The organism is Burkholderia sp. 22088, from assembly GCF_052045915.1.
GTDB lineage: Bacteria > Pseudomonadota > Gammaproteobacteria > Burkholderiales > Burkholderiaceae > Burkholderia > Burkholderia cepacia.
In genome coordinates this window covers 468,105-491,897 of sequence record NZ_JBQEPY010000005.1, presented here as the reverse complement: position 1 = coordinate 491,897, position 23,793 = coordinate 468,105, and the positions used below count along the sequence as shown (strand labels likewise).

16 protein-coding genes are annotated in these 23,793 nt (G+C 68.5%); 5 read left to right on the top strand and 11 right to left on the bottom strand.

Going from position 1 to position 23,793, the window contains the following annotated elements; translation table 11 throughout:
• Positions 1-363: 363 nt before the first annotated feature.
• Entirely contained in the window at positions 364-2,022 is a 1,659-nt protein-coding gene (locus ACTJLD_RS12845; protein WP_027791658.1) for an acid phosphatase, read from the bottom strand.
• 472 nt (positions 2,023-2,494) lie between these two features.
• Here ACTJLD_RS12845 and ftsH point away from each other — a divergent pair, with 472 nt between their 5' ends.
• A complete protein-coding gene (ftsH, locus tag ACTJLD_RS12840) occupies positions 2,495-4,477 on the top strand; it encodes an ATP-dependent zinc metalloprotease FtsH (RefSeq protein ID WP_440658925.1) in 1,983 nt (660 codons plus the stop codon).
• Positions 4,478-4,560: 83 nt separating this feature from the next.
• Positions 4,561-5,028 (top strand): OsmC family protein, encoded by a 468-nt coding sequence (locus ACTJLD_RS12835; RefSeq protein ID WP_027791656.1) that lies wholly within the window; start codon positions 4,561-4,563, stop codon positions 5,026-5,028.
• Between the two features lie 7 nt (positions 5,029-5,035).
• On the opposite strand, the gene otsA is transcribed toward ACTJLD_RS12835, so the two are convergent.
• The 3 genes from otsA to ACTJLD_RS12820 form a co-directional block, all read right to left on the bottom strand.
• Positions 5,036-6,442: an alpha,alpha-trehalose-phosphate synthase (UDP-forming) gene (otsA, locus tag ACTJLD_RS12830; protein WP_027791655.1), complete on the bottom strand. Its 1,407-nt coding sequence runs from the start codon at positions 6,440-6,442 to the stop codon at positions 5,036-5,038.
• Between the two features lie 597 nt (positions 6,443-7,039).
• Positions 7,040-8,659, bottom strand: a complete 1,620-nt coding sequence (locus tag ACTJLD_RS12825) for a methyl-accepting chemotaxis protein (protein WP_440658923.1) — start codon at positions 8,657-8,659, stop codon at positions 7,040-7,042.
• Positions 8,660-9,128: 469 nt separating this feature from the next.
• Positions 9,129-11,207 (bottom strand): TonB-dependent receptor, encoded by a 2,079-nt coding sequence (locus ACTJLD_RS12820; RefSeq protein ID WP_244112310.1) that lies wholly within the window; start codon positions 11,205-11,207, stop codon positions 9,129-9,131.
• Between the two features lie 420 nt (positions 11,208-11,627).
• Here ACTJLD_RS12820 and adhP point away from each other — a divergent pair, with 420 nt between their 5' ends.
• Positions 11,628-12,656, top strand: a complete 1,029-nt coding sequence (gene adhP / locus ACTJLD_RS12815) for an alcohol dehydrogenase AdhP (RefSeq protein WP_059683610.1) — start codon at positions 11,628-11,630, stop codon at positions 12,654-12,656.
• 64 nt (positions 12,657-12,720) lie between these two features.
• On the opposite strand, the gene ACTJLD_RS12810 is transcribed toward adhP, so the two are convergent.
• The 3 genes from ACTJLD_RS12810 to ACTJLD_RS12800 all read right to left on the bottom strand — a co-directional run bounded on the left by ACTJLD_RS12810 (position 12,721) and on the right by ACTJLD_RS12800 (position 15,996).
• A complete protein-coding gene (locus ACTJLD_RS12810; protein ID WP_440658922.1) occupies positions 12,721-14,181 on the bottom strand; it encodes a sialidase family protein in 1,461 nt (486 codons plus the stop codon).
• A gap of 469 nt (positions 14,182-14,650) precedes the next feature.
• Positions 14,651-15,082, bottom strand: coding sequence for a MarR family winged helix-turn-helix transcriptional regulator (locus tag ACTJLD_RS12805; RefSeq protein WP_027791650.1), 432 nt, complete (start codon positions 15,080-15,082; stop codon positions 14,651-14,653).
• Positions 15,079-15,996, bottom strand: a complete 918-nt coding sequence (locus tag ACTJLD_RS12800) for an alpha/beta hydrolase family protein (RefSeq protein WP_440658921.1) — start codon at positions 15,994-15,996, stop codon at positions 15,079-15,081. The genes ACTJLD_RS12805 and ACTJLD_RS12800 overlap by 4 nt, the downstream gene beginning before the upstream one ends.
• Before the next feature lie 355 nt (positions 15,997-16,351).
• On the opposite strand from ACTJLD_RS12800, the gene ACTJLD_RS12795 reads away from it, so the two are divergent.
• Entirely contained in the window at positions 16,352-17,263 is a 912-nt protein-coding gene (locus ACTJLD_RS12795; protein ID WP_049117255.1) for an ABC transporter substrate-binding protein, read from the top strand.
• Positions 17,264-17,315: 52 nt separating this feature from the next.
• Positions 17,316-18,410 carry an LLM class flavin-dependent oxidoreductase gene (locus ACTJLD_RS12790; protein ID WP_091919448.1) on the top strand — a complete coding sequence of 365 codons (1,095 nt, stop codon included), beginning with the start codon at positions 17,316-17,318 and terminating at the stop codon, positions 18,408-18,410.
• A 105-nt stretch (positions 18,411-18,515) separates the two neighbouring features.
• Here ACTJLD_RS12790 and ACTJLD_RS12785 read toward each other — a convergent pair whose 3' ends face one another.
• The 4 genes from ACTJLD_RS12785 to ACTJLD_RS12770 form a co-directional block, all read right to left on the bottom strand.
• Positions 18,516-19,448, bottom strand: a complete 933-nt coding sequence (locus ACTJLD_RS12785) for an ABC transporter substrate-binding protein (protein ID WP_440658920.1) — start codon at positions 19,446-19,448, stop codon at positions 18,516-18,518.
• Positions 19,449-19,482: 34 nt separating this feature from the next.
• On the bottom strand, positions 19,483-21,270 hold the full coding sequence (locus ACTJLD_RS12780; RefSeq protein ID WP_334047275.1) for an amino acid ABC transporter permease/ATP-binding protein: 1,788 nt from the start codon (positions 21,268-21,270) through the stop codon (positions 19,483-19,485).
• A 64-nt stretch (positions 21,271-21,334) separates the two neighbouring features.
• Positions 21,335-22,687: an LLM class flavin-dependent oxidoreductase gene (locus ACTJLD_RS12775; protein ID WP_027791645.1), complete on the bottom strand. Its 1,353-nt coding sequence runs from the start codon at positions 22,685-22,687 to the stop codon at positions 21,335-21,337.
• Positions 22,688-22,694: 7 nt separating this feature from the next.
• A complete protein-coding gene (locus tag ACTJLD_RS12770) occupies positions 22,695-23,744 on the bottom strand; it encodes an LLM class flavin-dependent oxidoreductase (protein ID WP_440658919.1) in 1,050 nt (349 codons plus the stop codon).
• Positions 23,745-23,793: the final 49 nt, after the last annotated feature.

The following is a 23,793-nucleotide window of genomic DNA, read 5'->3' as shown; positions in this document are numbered from 1 at the left end:
GCACTGGCTCGGCTGGTGCGACGCATTCGATCACGCGAAACGCAAGGTGTCGACATGAGCACGCGCGCTTCCGCACACACGGGCCGGCCGCACGACCTGCGGGCTGCCGCGCTGGGGCGCCGGGTACAGCTCGGGGCTGTCGCTGGCCGACGCGACGTTTTTCGGCCGGCAGGCCGGCCGTCACGCCGCGCAGGCGGAGTGCGACGCGCTGCGCAACGCCGCGTAGCGTTGGCCGGGTGGAAATGAACGACGCCCCGGGCAATCGTCTTGCCCGGGGCGTCGTCGTTTCGGGCACCGAAGTGCCCAAGTGCTTGAGCGGCCCAGCGGCTCAGCCGCTAAGCGGCCAACCAGGCCCGCCCGCCGTCAGCCGAGGTCGAGCGCGTTCGTGAGATCGCCCGGCGGCGTCGCGCCGCGCGCAGCGAACGCCTTGTTGCGCGCGACCACGCCGTCGAGCGGCGCGAGCCCGTGCACGCGGCTGATGAAGCGCAGGATCGAGTTCGTGTCGTACAGCGTGTGATCGACGAAACCCTTCTTCGCGAACGGCGAGATCACGAGCGCCGGAATCCGCGAACCGGGGCCCCAGCGATCGCCCACCGGCGGCGCGACGTGATCCCACCAGCCGCCGTTCTCGTCGTGCGTCATCACGATCACGGTGTTGTCCCATTGCGGCCCGCGCCGGATATGGTCGATCACCGTCGCGATGTGACGGTCGCCCGATTCGATGTCCGCGTAGCCCGCATGCATGTTCAGGTTGCCCTGCGGCTTGTAGAACGTGACGGCCGGCAGGCGGCCCGCGTCGATGTCGGCGATGAAGTGGTTGGTCGACGGCTCGTCGCCGAGCCCGGCGTCGCGCAGGTGCTTGCTGCGCGCGTCGGTGCCGGGCGCGTAGTTCGCGAAATAGTTGAACGGCTGGTGGTGGTACTGGAAATCGGGCACGGCGCCCGTGTCGCGATGCTCGAGCGCGTACTGCCACGCGCCGCTGTACCACGCCCAGTCGATGTTCTTTTCCGACAGGCGGTCGCCGATCGTCGCATAGCCCTGCGGCGGCATCACGCGATGGTCGGCCGGGTCCGCATACGCGGCGTTGCCCGGGTCCGGCGGCGGCACGTAGCTCGGCTGGTACGGCGGCGCCATCGTGTTCACACCGTAGCCGTCCGGCGTCAGCGGGCCGTCGCCCGCGAACTTCGGCGGGCCGTCGAGCGCGGACGCGGGCGAATCGTCGGCGAGCTTCAGCCGCGTGCCGGCCGGATCGTCGCCTTCAACCTTCGACAGCAGTTTCGCCGCATGCGGATGCTTGTGCGCGTCCGGATACAGCGGCGGCTGCGCGGAGATCAGGAACATGTGGTTCATCCACGAACCGCCGAAGGCCGCCATGAAGAAGTTGTCGCACAGCGTGTACTGCCGCGCGAGGTTCCACAGCCGCAGCGTGTCGGCCGAATTGCGGTAATGGCCCATCACGAGGCCGCCCGAATCGGCCCACGCGGCGAACTGGTCGTTGCGGCCGCCCGCGATCTGCATCTGGTTCTGGTAGAAGCGGTGCCACAGGTCGCGCGTGATCACGCCGTTCGGCAGCGGCTTGCCCTGCGCGTCCGCGATCCGGAACGGCGCATTCGGCAGCTTGTCGATGTCGCGCTCGGCGATCGCGTAGCGCTTGCCATCCACTTCCTGCGCCTGCGGCACGAGCCCGCCCCAGATCTTCGGCAGCACGGGCAACGGCGTCTTGCCGTCGCGATCGAGCTGCTGCGCGTGCTCGGGCCGCACCTCGCTCAGCGGATGGCTTACGCCCGGGAAATCGCCGTACAGGTTCGCGAAGCTGCGGTTTTCCGCATAGATCACCACGATGTGCCGCACGCGCTGGCGCAACGCCTCGTCGACGCGCAGGTCGGCGGCGGAACGCGGCGCGCCGGTGGTTTCGCAGCCGCTGAGCGCGACACCCGCACCGAGCGCGGCAAGGCCGCCGAGCACGCGGCGGCGGTCGGGATCGGCGGGAAGGTCGTCGGGGCGATCGGGGGTGTCGTTCACGTCGTGGGTTCCTCGAATGGGCGGGTGGACGGGGCGTGATGCACGGCGGTGCCGCACAGGCTGCCGTGCCGCAGGATGGAAGGCAACGGCCCGTGTGGGGTATCGGCGCGTGCGATGCGTTTGTCACAAAAGTGTCACGAACGCGACTATAACGCGGCAACGGGGGCGGATGAAAGGTGTTTGTCGGACGATTCCCGTCGCGCCGCGGGCGATGCGCGACGCACTCGCGCGAACTAGACTTGATTCAGGGGCGGCGCGTCGCGGCGTGCCGCCCGGGCGAGGATTGCCCGGCGATGCCGGCCGACGGCGTTGTCGCGGCATCGTTGATGCGCAGGAGCGAGGCGAGATGGCACGCATGTATACCGCTGCCGCATGGCCGCCGATGCCGCGCGCGGGCTGCGCGCGTAGCCACGCACGTCCGCCGTGCCGCGGCAGCGCAGCGTAGCGCCGCGCGCACGTCCGGCCGGATGCCATGGACAGGAAATTCGACTACCCGGGATTGCTGATCGCCGCGGGCTTCTTCGTGCTGTTCGCCGCGCAGTTGCTGATGCTGCGTCCGTCGTCGGCGTCGATCGCGTACAGCGATTTCCACCGGCTCGTCGCCGCACGGCTCGTCGACGATCTCGAAGTCAGCCCCGCATCGATCTCGGGCACGCTGAAGATGCCGCAGGCCGGCGCGATGCTGCCGGCGTCCGACGCCTCGGCCGTGCAGCAGGCCGGTGCGCCGTGGCGGTTCACGACCAACCGCGTGAGCGACGAACACCTGACCGACACGCTGACCGCGGCCGGCATCCGCTATCACGGCGCGCCCGACACGAGCTGGATGGCATCGCTTGCCTCGTGGCTGCTGCCGCTCGTGCTGTTCGTGTTCATCTGGAACATGATGCTGCGCAAGCGCGGCGGGCTGCAGGATTTCACCGGGATGGGCAAGAGCCGCGCGCGCGTGTACGTGCAGCAGGAAACCGGCATCACGTTCGACGATATCGCGGGCATCGACGAAGCCAAGGCCGAGCTGCAGCAGCTCGTCGCGTTCCTGCGCAACCCCGACCGCTACCAGCGGCTCGGCGGCAAGATTCCGAAGGGCGTGCTCGTGGTCGGCGCGCCGGGCACCGGCAAGACGCTGCTCGCGCGCGCGGTGGCCGGCGAGGCGGCCGTGCCGTTCTTCTCGATCAGCGGCTCGGCGTTCGTCGAGATGTTCGTCGGCGTCGGCGCGGCGCGCGTGCGCGACCTGTTCGAGCAGGCGCAGCAGAAGGCGCCGTGCATCGTGTTCGTCGACGAGCTCGACGCGCTCGGCAAGGTGCGCGGCGTCGGCCCGATGTCGGGCAACGACGAACGCGAGCAGACGCTCAACCAGTTGCTCGTCGAGATGGACGGCTTCCAGGCCGGCTCCGGCGTGATCATCATGGCCGCGACGAACCGGCCGGAGATCCTCGATCCCGCGCTGCTGCGGCCGGGCCGCTTCGATCGCCACATCGCGATCGACCGGCCCGACGTGAACGGCCGCCGGCAGATTCTCGGCGTGCATGTGAAGCGCGTGAAGCTCGCGGCCGACGTCGATCTCGGCGAGCTGGCATCGCGCACGCCGGGCTTCGTCGGTGCCGATCTCGCGAACGTCGTCAACGAGGCCGCGCTGCATGCGGCCGAACTCGGCAAGCCGGCGATCGGGATGGCCGACTTCGACGAGGCGATCGATCGCGCGCTGACGGGCCTCGAACGCAAGAGCCGCGTGATGAACGCGCAGGAGAAGCTGACCATCGCGTATCACGAGGCCGGCCATGCGCTCGTCGCGGAAAGCCGCGCGCATTGCGATCCGGTGAAGAAGGTGTCGATCATTCCGCGCGGCGTGGCGGCGCTCGGCTATACGCAGCAGGTGCCGACGGAGGATCGCTACGTGTTGCGCAGGAGCGAACTGCTCGACCGGATCGATGCCTTGCTCGGCGGGCGCGTTGCCGAGGAACTCGTGTTCGGCGACGTGTCGACGGGCGCGCAGAACGATCTCGAACGCGCGACCGCGATGGCGCGCCACATGGTCATGCAGTACGGGATGAGCGAGAAAATCGGGCTCGCGACGTTCGACGACGGCGATGTGCGCCAGGGCATGCCCGGCGCGTGGCATGCGGGCGACGGGCGCTGCAGCGAGCACACCGCGCGGATGATCGACGACGAGGTGCGCACGCTGCTCGCCGACGCGCATGCGCGGGTCGCGATGACGCTCGGCGAACGCCGCGATGCGCTCGAACGCATCGCGCGACGGCTGCTGCAATCCGAGGTGCTCGAGCGCGAAGCGCTGCAGGCGCTGATCGACGGGCGTGTCGAACCGTCGTCCGCGACGCCGTCTGCGCCGGTACCGGACGACGAAGCCGGCGCACGCGGCGGCGCGATCGAAACGGAGCACGCGTCCGCGGTCGAGCGCGATTTCGTCGCATACGGGCCGCCACGCGAGCCCGAGCGCTGAAGGTGCCGCGAACCTGCGGGCGGCGCGCATCGATGCGACTGCGTGCCGGCATTCCTTTCCCAGTTGATCTGCGCGGAGTCGCCATGAGCGAGGCGCACATATCGGTCGATGTCGCGCAGCAGGCGCGCTTCTGTTTCGAAGTGGTGTTTGCCGGCACGACGCTGTCGCCGGTCCTCACCGACGAACCGCCGCCGCTCGGCGAAGGACGCGGGCCGAACCCGATCCGGTTGCTGGCCGCGGCGGTCGCGACCTGTCTCGCGGCGAGCCTGCTGTTCGCGCTGGAAAAGCAGCATGTCGATCCGCAGCCGATTGCCGCACGCATCGATGTCGACATGGTGCAGAACGAAGCGGGCAGGGTGCGCGTGGGCGCGATGTCGGTACGGCTGTCGATCGGCAGGACGTGGGCCGATCTCGCGGCGGCGACGCGCGTGCTCGATCAGTTCGATGCGTATTGCGTGCTGACGGAGAGCCTGCGAGAAGGCATCCCGGTGTCGGTCGACCTGTGCGATGCGAGCGGCGCGGTGCTCGGATACGCGGCGACGGACGCGTGAGCGCGCGTCAGGGTTCGGTCGCGGCCGCGACTTCGGCCGCTTCGGCGAGCGCGTCGAGAAAGCGTGTGCGCCACCAGTGCACGTCGCTCTTGCGCAAGATCGCCATCAGCGCCGCATGACGCTGGCGGCGCTCCTCGAGCGGCATCGCGAGCGCACGCTGGATCGCCTGCGCGGTGCCTTGCGTGTCGTACGGATTGACGAGCAGCGCCGACTTCAGCTGCTCGGCCGCGCCGGCAAAACGCGACAGCACGAGCACGCCCGGATCGGCCGCGTCCTGCGCGGCGAGAAATTCTTTCGCGACGAGGTTCATCCCGTCGCGCAGCGGCGTGACGAGCGCGACGCGGCTCGCGCGATAAAGGCCCGGTAAGCGCTTGCGCGCGACGGTGCGGTGAATGTAGCGCATCGGCATCCATTCGAGTTCGCCGTAGTCGCCGTTGATCGCGCCGCACAGGCTGTCCATCTCGCGCCGCAGGTCGTCGTACGCGCCGAGATTTTCGCGGCTCGGCGCGGCGATCTGGATCAGCGTCGCGCGGTCGCGGTTCTCCGGATACTGTTCGAGCAACTCGCGGAACGCATGCACGCGCTGCGGCAGCCCTTTCGTGTAATCGAGCCGGTCGACGCCGACCAGCAACTGGCGCCGCGAATATTCGTCGCGCATCCGCTCGAACATGTCGAGGCCGTCGCGGTCGCGCGCGAGCGCCTCGAACTCGTCGACGTTGATGCCGATCGGGAACGCGCCCGCCGACAGCGTGCGACCGAATGCACGCAGCCGGCCGTCCGGCAGCCGCGCGGCGCCGGCTTCCGCTTCGACGTAATGCTCGAAGTGGAGCAGGTCCGACTCGGTCTGGAAGCCGACGAGATCGTATGCGAACAGCGAGCGCATCAGCCATTCGTGTTCCGGGATCGCGGCCATGATCGGCGGCGGCGGCATCGGGATGTGCAGGAAGAAACCGATCGGATTCGTACAGCCCATCGCGCGCAGCTCGGCGGCGAGCGGAATCAGCTGGTAGTCGTGGACCCAGATGGTGTCGTCGGGACGCAGCAGCGTGCGCAGCTTGCGCGCGAACAACTGGTTCACGCGCCGGTAGCCGTCGGCGAAGCGGCGGTCGAACTGCGCGAGATCGAGCCGGTAGTGAAACACCGGCCACAGCACGTTGTTCGAATAACCGAGGTAGTAGGCGTCGTAGTCCTGCGGGTCGAGATCGATCGTCGCGAGCTGGATGCCGCCGACGTTCTGGATCTGCACGTCGTCGCCATGCGCGGGCTGGTCGTCGCTGCCGCGCAGCCTTCCGCTCCAGCCGAACCAGACGCCGCCGGATTCCTGCAGGCTGTCTTTCACGGCAACGGCGAGCCCGCCGGCAGCGGCTTTACGGGGATCTGCAATGCGATTGGATACGACGACGAGTCGGCTCACCAGCTCTCCTGACGATTGTTGGGGGAAGGTTCGTGCGGCCGTGGCGCGAGAAGCGGACGCCGCCATCGGCACGCGGTGTGCGAAGCGATGGGGCCGCAATACGATCGGACGGGAGTCAGGGCACGCGATTCGCCGTCCGAACGCGGAGTGCTTTTTTAAGCATACTCGTCATTCGTTCGTTTTAAAAGTCTGCGTCGGCGAGCGATGCGTGGGCGAACGCTGCGCAATCTCCATGTCGCCTGTGTGGCAACGCGCGATACATGGCCGGGATCGAAACTTGCGCAACGCTGCAAACGCGGCATGCGCGATGGCATGCGGAGGACGGGCATCGCGCGCGATCGTCCGTGACGATGCGTATTGCCGGACACGCGCACGATGCCGCGCCGGTCGGCAGAAACGACCGGCGACGATGCGGCTACACCGACGTGCGAGCTACACGCACGCGCGCCGCGAATCGGAGAGGATACGCGCGACGGCGCGCGTGCGAACGGTTCGAGCCGGACGGCGACGATGCACAGCGCATCGCGCGGTATGCGCAAGCGTGACGCAGGCGGACCGGCGAAACCGCGTGCGCATCGTCGCTCCTTGCGGTATCCGTTACGCGGCGGCCGGTTGCCAGTGATGCGCGGCGGGTTCCTGCGCGTGCGCGCCCGACGACGTCAGGTGCGTGCCGGACGGCATCCGGAATGCGGCGACCGTTTCGGACAGCTCGCGACCTTGCGCCTCGAGCGACTTCGATGCGGCCGCGGCTTGCTCGACGAGCGCCGCGTTCTGCTGGGTCGTCTCGTCCATCTGCGTGATCGTCAGGTTCACCTGGTCGATGCCGCGGCTCTGTTCGGCCGACGCGGCCGCGATCTCGCCCATGATGTCGGTCACGCGCGCGACGGCCTGCGTGACGTCCGACATCGTCTTGCCGGCTTCGCCGGCGAGCGCCGAGCCGTCGCGGATCGTCTGTACCGACGCGTTGATCAGTTCCTTGATCTCCTTTGCCGCCGTCGACGAGCGTTGCGCGAGACTGCGCACCTCGCTCGCCACGACCGCGAAGCCGCGGCCCTGTTCGCCCGCCCGAGCCGCTTCGACGGCCGCATTCAGCGCGAGGATGTTGGTCTGGAACGCGATGCCTTCGATGATGCCCGTGATGTCGGCGATCTTCGACGAGCTATGGCCGATTTCCGTCATCGTGTCGACCACGCGGCCGACCACCGAGCTGCCGCGATGCGCGACATCCGACGCATTCGCGGCGAGCGCGCTCGCCTGTTGCGCGTTCTCGGCATTCAGCCGCACCGTCGACGTGAATTCCTCCATCGTCGCGGCGGTTTCCTGCAGCGACGCGGCTTGTTCCTCGGTGCGCTGGCTCAGGTCGAGGTTGCCCGACGCGATCTCGCTCACGGCATGCGCGATGCTGTTCGATGAGTCGCGCACGCGGCCGACGATGCCGATCAACCGCTCGTTCATCGTCCGCAGCGCTTCGAGCAGGTCGCGGGTCTCGTCGTTGCCGCTGACGTGGATGCGGCTGCCGAGATCGCCGTTCGCGACCGTGCGCGCGACGTCCACGGCCGAGCCGATCGGCACCGTGATCTTGCGTGTCAGCCACAGGCCGCCGCAGGCCGCGACCGCGACCGCGATCAGGCAGATGCCGGCCAGCAGGTTGCGCTCCATCGCATAACGATCCGCGAATTGCTGGGCGATCGCGAGTTCGCGTTCATGCGTATAGGTCGCGTAGGCATCGGTCGCGCGCACGAGCTGCGCGAGCAGCGGGCGGCAGTTGTCGTCGATGTCGGCGGTCGCCTCTTCCTTCTTGCCGGCTTGCGCGAGCCCGACGATACGCAGCGCGACGGGCCCGTAGCTGGATTCGATGCGGGCGATGTTGCCCACCAGTTCGCGCGCGCGATCGGAGGTGTCGGTCGCGTTCGCCATCATCTCCTTGAGCTTCGCGAGATGCTCCTGCACGTCCTTGTGCGCCTGGTTCACCTCGGCCAGTTCGAGCTCGAGATCGGACGGTTTGGTCACGAGCACGATGTTGCGCGCCGCGATCGCGCGCCGGTCGACCGCGGTTCGGATTTGCGCGGACTGGTTCGCCCGCGCGTTGATGCCGTTCATGTAGCGGGAAAACTCGGCGTTCGTATCGGAGAGTGCCTTGAGTGCCACACCCGACACGATCACGACGACCGCGGCGAGCAGGCCGAAGCCGCCAAGGAGTTTTGTCTTGATGCTCATTCTGGCGATATTCACGTTGTGCCCCTGCGCGTGTGGTTGGCAAATTGAATTTATTGTTCGACCAGATACGGGCTCGTGCCGGCATTAACGGGTATACCGAATGATTCTTTACCCTTCGAAAACCCTGATATTAGTTTTTTTAGCGCTGGAATCCTTTTCGGGCGGGTTTGCTGGAACCCGATCAGAAAGAGTCGAGGCGCCCGTGATTCAACGGTTTATACGTGGAATTTGAAACCGGTTTTATCGGGCGAGGCAAAAGAGATCTTTTTGCTAATAATTGTCTGATGAATTTGTTTTTATTTATGGGTGAATAAAGTGGAATTCCCATGCGCCCTGACTGGGGAGGGAACCGGCGCGCGTCGTCGGTATATGTCGCGCGATGGGCGGTAATGTCCGGAAAGCGGAAATTCGTGGCGGAGCGGGGGCGCCGCAAGGCGGCCCGCGGCGGGCGCCGCGGGCCATGAGAGGGTCAGAACGTGGTGCGCAACCCGGCCATCACGCTGCGGCCGCCTTCCGGCGCGAGGCCGCGCACGACCGAGGTCGAGTAGCGGATTTCCTGGTTCGTCAGGTTGTCGCCGCGCAGGTACGCGAGCCAGTGGGTCGCACCGACGCGGAACTTGTAGGTCAGCATCACGCCGAGCGACGTGTAGCCGTCCGTCGAAAAGTCGTTGTCGGGCACGCGATGCTGCGACCACGCATGCGTGACCTGCGCGCGCGCACCGAACGGGCCGTAGCCGTAGTCGGCCGCGAGCGTCGCGCGCAGCGGCGCGATGCGCGGCAGCGGCTGGCCCGTATCGACGTTGCGTGCGTGCGTGTAGTCGGCCGTCAGCTCCAGGTCGACCGTATGGCCGCGCCGCGCGAAGGCGCGCCACTTGCCGTCCAGCTCGATGCCGTAGAACTCGGCGCGCACGCCACGATAGATCGCCTCGTTGAGCGAACCGTCGGTACCGGGCGCGACCGGTTCGCCGTCGTCGTCCACGACGCGGCCCGTGTTGTACTCGGTCAGGTAGTTCGAGAAGCGGTTGTAGAACACGCCGACGCTGCCGCGATTCGGCCCGCTCGCGTAGCGCAGCGACAGGTCGGTCGACACGGCCTTTTCCTTCGACGCGTTCGGGTTGCCGATCAGGAACTGGCCGGTCGCATCGTGCGGGCCGTTCGAATACAGCTCGTAGAAGGTCGGTGCACGTTCGGTGTATGCGACGTTGGCCGCCACCGACCACACGGGCGTCAGCGAGAACAGCGCGCCGGCCGAGACGCTGCCGGCATTGAAGTCGCGCGGCTGCGCTCCCGCGAATTTCTCGACGCCGGCCGGATCGGGATCGACCTTCACGTGCTCGAAGCGCCCGCCGAGGCTCAGCTTGAGCGCCGGGACGACCTGCCATTCCTCGAGGCCGAACAGTGCGACGCTGTTCGTGCGCGTGGACGGCACGAGCAATTCGTCACCGAGCGCCGAGAACGTGTTCTGGCCGAACTGCACGCCGATCGCGCCTTCGAACGGGCCGATCCTGCGATGCCGCGCCTCGATGCGCGCCTCGTAGCCGCGGTTGCGGAAGGTGGTGGCCGTCTCGCCGTTGTCGACTTCCTTGTGGCGATAGTCGGTGTACGCGAAGTCGAATTTCAGCTTCGTGAACGGCCCGCTCAGGTTGCGTATTTCGGAGGCGAGCGCGAGCCGTTCCTGGCGCATCCGCAGGCGCACGTCGTCCTCGGCGACGGAGCCGTAGTTCGACTCGTAGCCGCTGTACGACAGGCCCGCGAAACCGTCGGCCCACGTGTACGACGCACCGACTGCGCCGCCATGCACGCGGCCGTCGCTGTTCGGCACGTTGCCGTACGGTTGCGGCGTGTCGGGGCCGTCGATCGCGCGTTGCTGGCTGCTGCGCGCGTAGCCGGGAATCCGCAGCTTGCTCGTTTCGCGGTCGAACGCGTCGACATGGAACGCGAAGCGGCCGTTGCCGCCTTCGACCTGCGCGGCGCCCGCGCGCACCGAATTGGCGCCGCCGTAGCGCGCGTCGAGCGCGCCCGTCACGCCTTCGATCGCCTCGCGCGGAATCCGGTTGTCGATCGTGTTGACGACGCCGCCCACAGCATTGCCGCCGTACAGCAGCGCGGCCGGCCCGCGCACGATTTCGACGCGCTCGATCGACAGCGGATCCTGCGGCACCGCATGGTCGTACGACAGCGACGACGCGTCGTAGGCCGCGACGCCGTTCTGCAGCAGCCGGATCCGGTCGCCGTCCATCCCGCGGATGATCGGGCGGCCGACCATCGGCCCGTAGGTGGTGGTCGATACGCCGGGCAGCCCGTTCAGCGTCTCGCCGAGCGAATCGGCCTGGCGGCGCGTCAGCGCGTCGCCGGAGAGTTGCGCGGTCGGCGAGATCAGGTCGGTGTCGCCGAGCGGGTTCGCGGTCACGAAGATCGGCGCGAGTGAAGTGGTTTGCGTCGGTGCAGACGAGGCGGGCGTATCGGCCTGCGCGTGCGCGACAGCGGCGAACAGCATCAGCGAGACGGGCGAGAGCGGGCGAAGCGGTAGACGAGGGAGGTCGCGCATGGTCGGTGAATCAATTGGAATGGGTTGGAATCCGATCGGAAGGCGAGCCATGCGGGTCACGGCTGGATACGATATATTGTTGCGTCTGCGGCGCGCAGTGACCCGTCTGGATATGACTCGGCGTAACCCGGCCACCGGGATGAAACGGCTTCAGGTGGGCGAGAACGCAAAATGATATGTTATATCATTTCAAATTCCAAGCAAAACGGCGGCCGGCCACAGGGTTTCCGACAAACGGCTGAAATGGCTGCGAAAGCAGAGGCGGGCCGTCGACCCGGCGGCGCAGCGGCGGCTTGCGCGACACGTCCTGCCATGAATCCGCCGCCGGCGCGCACGATTCCTGCCCCGTTGACGCGTATCAATGCGTTCCGGTTTCGAGCCCGGATACTGGTGCGCTCATCGACCAGACAGGAGCGACGCATGACTCAAACCATGAAAGCGGCCGTGGTGCACGCGTTCGGCGAGCCGTTGCGCATCGAGGAAGTGCCGATCCCGACGCCGGGCCCCGGCCAGATCCTCGTCAACATCAAGGCGTCGGGCGTCTGCCATACCGACCTGCACGCAGCCGACGGCGACTGGCCCGTGAAGCCGTCGCTGCCGTTCATTCCCGGACACGAAGGCGTGGGCGTCGTCGCGGCGGTCGGCGCGGGCGTCACGCACGTGCGCGAGGGCGACCGCGTCGGCGTGCCCTGGCTCTACACGGCATGCGGCCACTGCGAGTACTGTCACACCGGCTGGGAAACCCTCTGCCACGGGCAGCAGAACACCGGCTATTCGGTCAACGGCAGCTATGCGGAATACGTGCTGGCCGATCCCGATTACGTCGGCCATCTGCCGGCGCAGGTCGCGTTCGACGAGATCGCGCCGATCCTGTGCGCGGGCGTGACCGTCTACAAGGGCATTCGCGTCACCGATACGCGTCCGGGCCAGTGGCTCGCGATCTCCGGCATCGGCGGGCTCGGCCACGTGGCCGTGCAATACGCGCGCGCGATGGGCCTGCACGTCGCGGCCGTCGACATCTCGCCCGACAAGCTCGCACTCGCGCGCGAGCTGGGCGCGCAGCTGACGATCGATGCGTCGATCGACGATCCCGCGAAAGTGATCCAGAAGGAAATCGGCGGCGCGCACGGCGTGCTCGTCACGGCCGTGTCGCGCAGTGCGTTCGCGCAGGCGCTCGGGATGGTGCGGCGCGGCGGCACAGTGGCGCTCAACGGTTTGCCGCCGGGCGATTTCCCGCTGCCGATCTTCTCGAGCGTGCTGAACGGCATCACGGTGCGCGGGTCGATCGTCGGCACGCGGCGCGACCTGCAGGAGTCGCTCGATTTCGCGGCGGACGGGCTGGTGCGCGCGCATATCCATCGCGACCGGCTCGGCAACATCAACGACATATTCGCGCGGCTGCGCGAAGGGAAAGTCGACGGTCGCATCGTGCTCACCGACATGCACTGACGCGCATTCGGGCCCGCTGCCGCGACGCGACGGACGTCGCGGCAGCGCTGCGCTCACGCGTGCATCACGGCGCGAAGAACACGTCGGTGCGGTTCGTCAGGTTGCCCGCGCTGGTCTGCACGAAGAACGGGTGGAACGACGATGACGGCATCACGTCGAGCCCCTGGTAGTCGCCGATGAAGAAGCCTTCCGCGTTCGGCGCGAGCTTCATGTCGAACGGGCCGCCGACGCGCCGCTCGTCGGCGAACGTCGTGCCGCCGTCATGCGAGATCTTGCGCCAGAAACCGGTCGGCAGCGTCGTCGTGTTGCCGGCCTGCAGGTCGCGGAAGTCGTAGTAGGTGACCATCACGGCGCCCGTGTTGTCGACGCGCACCGACGGATTGAACGCGGGGCGCCCGGTCGGCGTGTTCAACTGCTGCGGCGTGCTCCACGTCGCGCCGCCGTCCTTCGACGTCGATACGGCGATCTCGTCATACGTGCCGCCGTTGAAGCGGCTGTCCTGCCACACCACGTAGAGCTGCCCCGAGGCCGGATCGATCGCGGGTTCCGGAATGATGTCGCCGGTGCGCACGGGCTCGCCGGTGTTCGGATCGGTGACGCCGACCGTCTGCAGCCCCGCGATCACCTGCGGCTTCGTCCACGTCGCGCCGTCGTCGGTCGACTTGATGAACGCGACCTTGCCGGCTGCCTTGCTGAACGGCGGCTGGATCAGGTCGAAGAAGTCGTAGAGCGTGCCGGTTTTCGGATCGACGACGATCTGGTTGCCGATCGTCTGCTGACGCGACGGCACGTTGACGATCACCTTCGGGGCGCTCCACGTCTTGCCGCCGTCGGTCGTCTTCGAGAACAGCGTCGGCCCGCGGAACGCCTGCGTATGCAGGTTCGCGTACGGGTTGCCGTTCGGCAATTCGAGGCGGTCCCATACCGCGTAGGCCGTGCCGGCCTTCACGGGGTTCGCCGTCACCGATTCCTTGTCGTTGAAGAACTGCGTCGTCGGTTCGTCGTTCGCGATCAGCACGGCCGGGCTGCTCCAGGTCTGCCCGCCGTCGGTCGACACCGACGCGGCCACCGCGTTGGCATTGTTCGACTGGTTGAAGGAGATCGATACCGAATACGCGGTTCCGTCCGGCCCGAACGATACCCACGGATCGGACGCGCGCTCGTACTTCAGCCCGCCCGGCGCGCATGCGCTGAACGGCTGCGGCGTGCGGGCCCAGGTCGCGCCCGCGTCGAACGTGTAGCCGGCGACGAGCCCGTGGGCGCCGCCGTTCGACCAGCGGTCCTGCTGCCACACGCCGATCATGTTCATCGGGTTCGCCGGGTTGACCGACAGCCACGGTTCGACCTCGGCATTCACGTAGTTCGTGCCGGGGCCGCCGATGGTGCAGGCGGCAAACGGGCTCGGGCCGGACACGACCACGGGGTCGGCATGCGCGGCCGCGGCGGCGGCCATTGCCACGGCCGTCGCGGCGGACAGGCGGGTCAGGCCGGTGATAAGCGGGTGGGATACGGTCGAACGTCGCATGGACTGCTCCTCGTTGACGTGCGGCGGCGATGGCGCGGAGCGGCACGTCGCGTACCGGTACGCGGCGGCAACGGATGCCGTGCCGCGCGTCGGATCGTGTCGTTCAGGAAGCCGTTTCGGTCATCGCAATCCGCGTGTGCTGGATGCCGCCAGCACGTCGGTCAAGACACCTCTTCGTTTTCATTGCTTGTCGGGTGCGTCCAGGGAGGCGGACGCGACGGGAAGGCCAGTCCGTGCATACGGCGAATGCGTCGAAGTGGATTGAATGTAGGCGATCGGTATGCGGCGCGGGAGGCAATTTTTTGTAACAGTACGTAGCCGGAAAGCGTTGCCGAAACAGCGCTTCCGGGACGCAAGATTTTCCGCCGGAAAGTTCGGAAACCGAATCGAAAGAACGAATCGAAAGCACGAATCGGAATCGCTATCGATTACGTGGATTCGTGCCGATGCGGTGCGCCGTCGGCGCGGTTCAGCGTTCGGCCGGAAAGCGATCCTGCAACGCGTGCAGCCAGCGCGCGACGACGTCGAGTTCGGCGTCGGAAAACCCGTCGCACAGCTTGCCGTTCAGCTCGCGCAGCAGCACGCGCGCGCGCTTGAGCGCCGCTTGGCCGTCGTCGGTCAGGTACAGCCGCGTTGCGCGGCCGTCGTCCGAATCGGCGTGACGCGTGATGAGGCCGGCCTTTGCCATGCGGTCGGCGAGGCCCGTCATCGCGGACGGCGCGAGCTGCAGCGCGGCGCCGACTTCGCCGATCAGCGCGCCGTCCTGCTTCGCGAGACAGAACAGTGCACCGGCCTGCGCGGCGCTCGCGCGCGTCTCGGTTTCGGCCTTGCGGTCGATCCAGCGCTGCACGCGCCGCTGGCCGATGTTCAACATGAAAAACAGTCGTCGGTCTTCGCTCAAGCTGGGTTCCCGGCTGCAATGGAAAGGGAGGGACGGCCCGCGGTGCGTGGTGCGTCGAGTGCCCGCGCGAGCCAGTCGGCCACGTCGGGCCACAGCACGGTGCCGGGCCGACTGCGAAAGAAGCCCATGTGCCCGACCGGGCCGCTGCCCGCCGCGCGCGGATCGATCTGGCGGCGTTCGACCTGCGCGCGGGTCAGATAGCTTACCAGCAGGCCGATCGCGGCCGGGTTCGCCCACGGATCGTCGTCGAAGCCGAGCGCAAGAATCGGCAACCGTTGCTTCGCGAAGCGCTCGGCCGCGCCGAGCGTCGGATCGTCGAAGAAATAGTGCGGCAGCGTCGTCCAGCGGCTCCATTCGCGGAACACGCCGGCCGGCATGTCTTCGCCGAGCCCGAGCCGCTTGCCGGGCACGTAGCCGAGCAGCGCCGACATCAGCGGACCGAGCACACGCAGGATCAGCCGCACCTTCAGGCGTTCGGCCGCCTGCGTGATCAGTCGCGTGCTGCCCGCATGCGCGGCGACGAGCACGGCCGCGCGCAGGTGCGGCGTGGCGGCGGACAGGCCGATCGCGTGCCCGCCGACGCTGTGCCCGACCGCCAGCAGCGGCACCCCTTCATACGCCTGCCGTGCCCACGCGGTCGCGGCACCCACGTCGAGCTCCATCCAGTCGCGCATGCGGGCCCGCAGCGCACCCAGGCGCGCGGGCCGCGATGCACCGATGCCACGATAGTTGTAGGTGAGCGCCGCGAAACCGCGCTCGGTCAGGAAACGTGCGAAGCCCGCATACAGCCGCTCCGGCACGGCCGTCGCCGGATGGATCAGCACCAGCGCGCGCGGCGCCGCGTCCGGCGTCCACAGCGTGCCGTGCAACGCGTAGCCGTCGGCGGCGGAAAACTCGATGGGTTGGGAGGTCATGGCCGTCCTCGTTCCGGATGGTTATTTCGTATGCGAAATATAGTCCGGGATTTATTTCGTGCACGAAATATCTGTCGAGGATTCATTCGAACCGGGTTCCCGGACGGGCGGCGGGCGGCATCCGGCGATACCGGCCGAGTCATAAAACATTTGCATCTTTGCATAGAAGAATATTGCGTTTGTTTCATGGTGCGGATCGACGTATCTTCACCGGTTCCATCCGTTCCGCCGGCCGCCGGGCACGGCGGATCACGTAGCGCCGCCATCGCGCGGGCGCCCGCCAACCTTCAGGGAGATCACGTTGCTGAGCCGAATCGTCACGGCACTCTTGCTGGCGCTTGCCGCGCAGCCAGGCATGGCCAAAGACACCGTCACGCTGCGCGTCGGTGAACAGAACTACTTCAACATCCAGGCGTCGATGGAGGCGTCCGGCGTGCTGAAGGACCTGCCTTACACGATCGAGTGGAAGCACTTCCAGGCCGCCGCGCCCGTCGCCGAGAGCCTGAACGGCAATGCGATCGACGTCGGCTTCCTCGGCGATTCCGCGCTGCTCACGCTGGCCGCGCGCGGCGCGCCGGTGAAAGTCGTCGCGGTGTCGCGGCAGAGCCTCGACGGCGTTGCGATCCTCGTGCCGAAGAACTCGCCGGTGCGCACCGTCGCCGACCTGCAGGGCAAGACCATTGCCGTCTGGCGCGGTGCGTGGAGCCAGCAGCTCGTGCTGCGCGCGCTCGAACACGCCGGCCTGCGCGCGGATTCCGTCAAGTACGCGTACCTGATGCCGATCGATGCGACCAACGCGCTCGCGAACGGCTCGGTCGACGCCGTGTCGCTGTGGGAGCCGTTCGTCAGCACGCTCGCGCTGCGGCAGGGCGCACGGCCCGTGACGACCGCGCAGGGGCTGATGCCCGCGCTGAGCTTCGTCGCCGCGAACGAGCAGGCCGCAACGGGCAAGCGCGCCGAGATCACCGATTTCCTGAAGCGCGTGGTGGCCGCGCGCCAATGGGTCGACAGCCATCCGCGCGAGTATGCCGACCTGTGGGCGAAGCGCGCGAAGCTCGAGCCGGACGTCGCGTACCGCTGGCTCAACAATGCGCACCAGCGCGTGGGCCCGGTCGACGACACGGCCGCGAAGGATGCGCAGAACACCGCCGACTTCCTGCACAAGGCCGGCGTGATTCCGACCGCGTACGACACGGCGAAGCTGCTCGACCGCTCGTATGCGGGCGCGTTCGCCGCGCCCGCGCAGAAGACGGCCGCCGCGCAGTGAGCGTGCGGCAACGCGCAGCCATTTCCGATCGACAACGAGAAGGACCATCGACATGCCCGTCGACATCATCGGCATGATCACCGCGACGCCCGGCGCGGAGGTCGACGTACCGGGCGGCGCCGCCGTCCAGCCCGACTACGTGCGCCGCTTCGCGCAGGCGCACGAGGCCGCCGGCTTCGACCAGATCCTGGTCGGCCATTTCAGCAACGCGGCGGACGGCTTCATCGTCGCGTCGTTCGCGGCCGCCGCGACCGAACGCATCCGCATCCTGCTCGCGCACCGGCCGGGCGTGATCGTGCCGTCGGCCGCCGCGCGGCAGATCGCGACGCTCGACGTGTTCAGCGGCGGCCGGCTCGCGCTGAACGTCGTGTCGGGCGGCGACGATGCCGATCTTCAGCGCGACGGCGATTTCGTGCCGCACGACGCGCGCTATCGCCGCACCGGCGAGTATCTCGACGTGCTGAAACGGATCTGGCAGGCCGACGCGCCGGTCGACCACGATGGCCCGTTCTACCGGCTGCGCGGCGCGTCGCCGCTCGTGAAGGGCGCGCAACGGCCGCATGTGCCGATCTATTTCGGCGGCTCGTCGCCGGCCGCGCTGGCGGTGGCGGGCGAGCATGCCGATGTCTACATGACGTGGGGCGAGCCGCTCGCGTCGGTGCGCGAGCAGATCGCGCGGGTGCATGCGGCCGCCGCGCCGTTCGGGCGTGCGCCGCGCATCAGCGTGTCGTTCCGGCCGATCGTCGCCGATACCGAGGCGGCCGCGTGGGAGAAGGCCGAGGCGATCCGCGAGCGCGTGCGCGCGGCGCGGCTCGCGAACGGCCAGCCGATCGACGGCCATGCGCCGCAAAACGCGGGCTCGCAACGGCTGATGGCCGCCGCCGCGCAGGGCGACGTGCTCGACGAGCGGCTGTGGATGGGCGTCGCGAACCTGACCGGCGCGCGCTGGAATTCGACCGCGCTGGTCGGCACGCCCGAGCAGGTCGCGCGTGCGCTCGGGGCGTATTACCGGCTCGGCGTATCGACGTTCCTGATTCGCGGGTTCGATCCGCTCGACGATGCGCTCGATTACGGGCGCCACCTGATTCCGGCGATTCATGCGCAGGTCGCGGAGCTCGACCGGCATCACGCGGCGGTGTCCGCGTAGGCGCATCGCGTCGTCGCGACGCAAGGGCTGCTTCGATTCGCCCCGGCATTCCTGTTGCGGGATGCCGGGGCGATGTCATTCGGGTGGTCGACGTATCGATGGCCTTCAGAACGACGGCAATCCCGGCGGATTGGTTTCCGCCCGCGCGATCGCCTCGCTCTGCAAACCCCAGCGCGCGAGCGCCTGTCCGTAGCGGCCGCTGCCGATCAGTGCGTTCGTCGCCAGCGTCAGCGCGGGCGCGAGCCCGCTGCCGCGCCGCGTCGCGATCGCCACGTCGGCGTTGGCCGGCCAGCCCGCATTGACGACGCCGACACGGCGGATCTTGCCGGTGCGCGCGGCCTCGTACGCGAGCGACGCGTTCGGGTTCAGCTCGGCATCGGCGCGGCCCGACAGCAGCGCGACGCGCGCCGCCGCATCGTCGTCGAAATATTGCAGCTCGGCCGGCTTCAGCCCCTGCGCCACGTTGCGCTTGTTCCACTCGAGCAGGATGCGCTCCTGGCTCGTCCCCGCGCCCGTGATGATGCGCAGGCCGGCGATGTCCTTCGGCTCGGCGATCTTTGCGATCGGGCTGCCGGTGCGCACGTAGAAGCCGTGCAGCCCGAGCCGGTAGGTCGTGAAATCGTATTTCTCCTTGCGCTTCTCGGTCACGCCGACGTTCGAGATCACCGCGTCGTACTTGCCGGACGTCAAACCGAGCGGCCAGTCGGCCCATGCGATCGGCACCAGCACGAGCGTGCGGCCGAGCGCGTCGGCGACGAGCTGCGCATAGTCGGGATCGGCGCCGACCACAGTGCGCGCGTCGGTCGCGTAGGTCGACACGGGCGGCGCGTGCGGTGAAATCGCGACCGTGAATGCGCCGTCGTGCACCCAGCGGTAGCCGGCTGCCGCGCGGATCGCCGCGTTGTCGCGTTCGGCACGCAAGCGGCCCGCCTGGCGCGGGTCGAGGTCGGCCGTCGCGGCGGCCGCATGCGCCGCGCGCCACGGCAAGCCCGCTGCCGCGACCAGCGCGGCGGTCATGAACTGGCGTCGGTCGGTCATCGTGCGGCCCCTCGGGAATCGGCAGCGGCGCGCATCACAGCACCCGCGACAGGAACGCGCGCGTGCGCGCATGCGTCGGCGCGTCGAGCACGACGGCCGGCGGCCCGGATTCGACGATGCGCCCGCGCTCCATGAACAGCACGTTGTCCGCGACTTCGCGCGCGAAGCCGATCTCGTGCGTGACGATCACGAGCGTCGTGCCCGAGCGCGCGAGTTCCTTGATCACGTCGAGCACCTCGTTCACGAGTTCCGGGTCGAGCGCGGAAGTCGGTTCGTCGAACAGCAGCACCTTCGGGCGCAACGCGAGTGCCCGCGCGATCGCGACGCGCTGCTGCTGGCCGCCGGAGAGCTGGCGCGGATAGGCATCGGCCTTGTCCGCGAGACCGACGCGAGCGAGCAACGTACGGGCGATGCGCTCGGCGGCGTCGCGCGTGACGCCGCCGACGGCGACCGGTGCCTCGATCAGGTTCTCGAGCACCGTCAGGTGCGGGAACAGGTTGAAGTTCTGGAACACCATCCCGACGGCCGTGCGCCGTGTCAGCACGTCGCGCTCCTTCAGCTCGTAGAGCACGTCGCCGTCGCGGCGATAGCCGATCAGTTCGCCGTCGATGTCGATGAAGCCGTCGTCGACGCGTTCGAGATGGTTGATCGTGCGCAGCAGCGTCGACTTGCCCGAGCCCGACGGCCCGACGATCACGGTCACGCTGCCGCGCGGCGCGACGAACGAGACGTTGTCGAGCACGCGCTGCATGCCGAACTGCTTCGATACGCCATGCACGGCTACTTCGCCGCCGGCGCGTGGCGCGACGGCTACCGTATCGGCCTCGCCTTCGGCGCGCACGAGCGAATCATCGCGGCTGGACCTGACACGCCGCCACAGCACGCCGAGGCGCGCGAGCGCGAACGTGACGACGGACGGCGGCGGGTTGCGCAGCGCGCCGCGCGCATAGTGGCGCTCGACCTGCACCTGGATCGCCGACAGCACGGTCAGGATGATCAGATACCAGACGGTCGCGACCATCAGCAGCGGAATCACTTCGAGATTGCGGCGATAGATCACCTGCACCGTATAGAACAGCTCCGGCATCGCGAGCACGTAGACCATCGACGTGCCTTTCGCGAGCGAGATCAGGTCATTGAACGCGGTCGGCAGGATCGCGCGCATCGCCTGCGGCAGCACGATCCGCGTGGTCTGGCGGCCGCGCGGCAGGCCGAGCGCGGCCGCCGCTTCGAGCTGCCCCTGGTCGACCGCGAGAATGCCGCCGCGAATCACTTCCGCGGAAAATGCCGCGTGGTTCAGCGTGAGACCGAGCACGGCCGCGAGGAACGGGCTGATCAGGTCGGTGGTCGGCGTGTCGAACCACACGATGCTGGTGAACGGCACGCCGAGCCGGACATGCTCGTACAGGTAGCCGAGGTTGTTCAGGATCAGCAGCAGCACGATCAGCGGAATCGAGCGGAACAGCCACACGAAGGCCCACGCGCTCGCCGACAGCAGCCGCGAACGCGACAGCCGGGCCAGCGCGACGAACGCGCCGAGCACGAAGCCGAACACCGCGCCGAGCAGCGTCAGCACCAGCGTGCGTGCGAGCCCCGACAGCACCGGCGGCGACAGGAACCATTCGGCGAACACCGGCCAGCCCCATTGCGGGTTGCCGAGTATCGAATGCAGGACGATCGCGATCAGCGCGACGGCGAGCACGGTGCCGGCCGTGCGCGACCGGTGGCGCGCGGGCACGATCCGGAAACGCGTGCCGGCGTCGCGCGCGCCGGGGGAAGAAAGCGGCGGCAGCGCGCCGCCGAGGTGGGTCGTGTCGCTCATGTCGGTGGAAATCCTCGAATCGGTCGGGCGGACGCGCCGCGCACGGGCGGCGCGGCGGCGGGTGTCAGGCGTGCGCTTCGGCCGCCGTTTCGGGCGACGCGTCAGGCACCGCGTGACGGCTTGCCTTGCGCGGCAGGCCGAGGTGGTCGCGCAGCGTCGCGCCGGGCAGGTCGCGGCTGTAGCGGCCGCGCGCCTCGAGCGCCGGGATCACGAGCTCGACGAAATCGTCGACGCCTTGCGCCTGCACCGCGAAGCCGAGGATGAAGCCGTCGCCGGCGCCCGCGTCGTGCCAGCGGATCAGCTCGTCGGCGACGTGCTCGGCCGTGCCGATGAAGTTCGGGCGCGGCGTGGCGACCGCGAGCGCCGTCTCGCGCAGCGACAGGCCTTTCTGTTTCGCGTCGGCCTTGATCCGGTCGGTGGTCGAGCGGAAGCTGTTGCGGCCGAGCTCGCCGAGTTCCGGAAACGGCGCGTCGAGCGGGTACTGCGTGAAATCGTGGTGATCGAAATAGCGGCCCAGGTAGGCGAGCGCCTCGTCGATCGTCAGCAGGTCGCGGATCGCCTGGTATTTTTCCTCAGCCTCGGCGGCCGTGCGGCCGACGATCGGGCCGATGCCGGGGAAGACCTTCACGTCGCTGCCTTGCCGGCCGTGCTCGATCGCGCTCTGCTTCACGCGCCGCGTGAACGCGGCCGTTTCGTCGAGCGACGGCGAATGCGTGAACACGGCATCCGCGTACTTTCCGGCGAGCCCGATGCCGGTGTCGGAGGAGCCGGCCTGGAAGATCACCGGCTGCCCCTGCGGGGACCGCTGGATGTTCAGCGGGCCCGCGACCTGGAAGAAGCGGCCGTGGTGGTCGAGCGTGTGGAGCTTGTCGCGATCGAAGAAGCGGCCGGTCGCGCGGTCGCGCACGAATGCGTCGTCGTCCCAGCTGTCCCACAGGCCCTGCACGACGTCGAGGTATTCGTCGGCGATCTCGTAGCGCAGCTCATGATCGGGATGCACCTTGCCGAAGTTCTTCGCGGTGCCCTCGAGCGGCGTCGTCACGACGTTCCAGCCCGCGCGCCCGCCGCTGATCGCATCGAGCGACGCCAGCTGGCGGGCGACCGTGAACGGCTCGCTGTACGACGTCGAGATCGTGCCCGCGAGCCCGATCTTCTTCGTCGCGACCGCGAGCGCCGACAGCACGGTCAGCGGCTCGAAGCGGTTCAGGAAGTGCGGGATCGACTTCTCGTTGATGTAGAGGCCGTCCGCGACGAACGCGAAGGCGATGCCGGCGGCCTCCGCCTTGCGGGCGATGCCGATCGCGAAATCGAGGTTGATGCTCGCGTCCGGCGGGTTGCTCGGGTGCCGCCATGCGTTCATGTGGCTGCCTGCGCCTTGCAGCATCAGGCCGAAAGGAATCGATCGTCGGGTCGTCATGGGAGCGTCACGCGTTCTGGTCAGGGGAAAGGGAGCGGTCGGCCGCGAGGGCCGCCTGCAACGGCGTGGCCGACAGCGCGCCGCCGAGCCATTCGGCCGATGCGAGCCGCGCCGCGTAGTCGGTCACCGGCGAATCGATCACGAACGCGTCGACGTCGAGCCGCCGGCTCAGCGCGTCGAGCGCGCGGTGCACGCGCTCGGGGGTATCGGCCAGCACCGTCGGGCGCAGCTCGTCGATGCGGTAGTCGGACGCGCCGCTCTGCCGCGCGAATTCGGCGGCCGCCTGCGCACTGGGGAGGTTGAAGCTCTGCCCGCCCGCGAGTTGCAGCTTGAAGATCTTCAGCGGCCCGATCAGTTGCTCGGCCTCGTCGCGCGTCGGCGCGGCCACCGCATACAGCGCGACCAGCGGCCGTGTGCCGCCCGCGCTGCGGTACGCGTCGAGCGAGCGTTCGATGTTCGCGTCGTCGCCGTTGAAATGCCCCGCGTAGCAGAAGCGCCAGCCGTTGCGCGCGGCGAGCGCGCCGCTGTCCGGCGAGCCGCCGAGCAGGATGCGTTCGGGCGCCTGCGGCGGCACGGGCAGCGCGACCGCGCCGGCGAGCGGGTGATCCTCGGCCACGCCCCAGCCGAGAAACGCGTCGAGTTCCGCGAGCTGGCCCGCGAAGTCCGGCTTGCGTGCCTTGTCGTGGAACCACTGCAGTGCGCGCGTGGTCAGCGGCAACCCGCCGGGCGCCTTGCCGACGCCGAGGTCGACGCGGCCCGGCGCGAGCGCGGCCAGTACCTTGAACGTCTCGGCGACCTTGAACGGGCTGTAGTGCTGCAGCATCACGCCGCCCGAGCCGACGCGGATGTGCGACGTGCGCGCGAGCAGGTGCGCGACGACGATCTCCGGCGCGGAGCTCGCGAAGGCCTGCGTGCCATGATGCTCGGCGACCCAGAAGCGCTCGTAGCCGAGCTGTTCGGCGCGCTGCGCGAGCGTCGTGGTGAAGCGCAGCGCGTCGGCGGCGTTCGCGCCGTCGGCGATCGGACTCTTGTCCAGCAACGAAAGCGAGTAAGACATGGTGGGCGGCGTTCCTGCGTGAGCGTGAAGTGAGCGTGACGGGACGAAG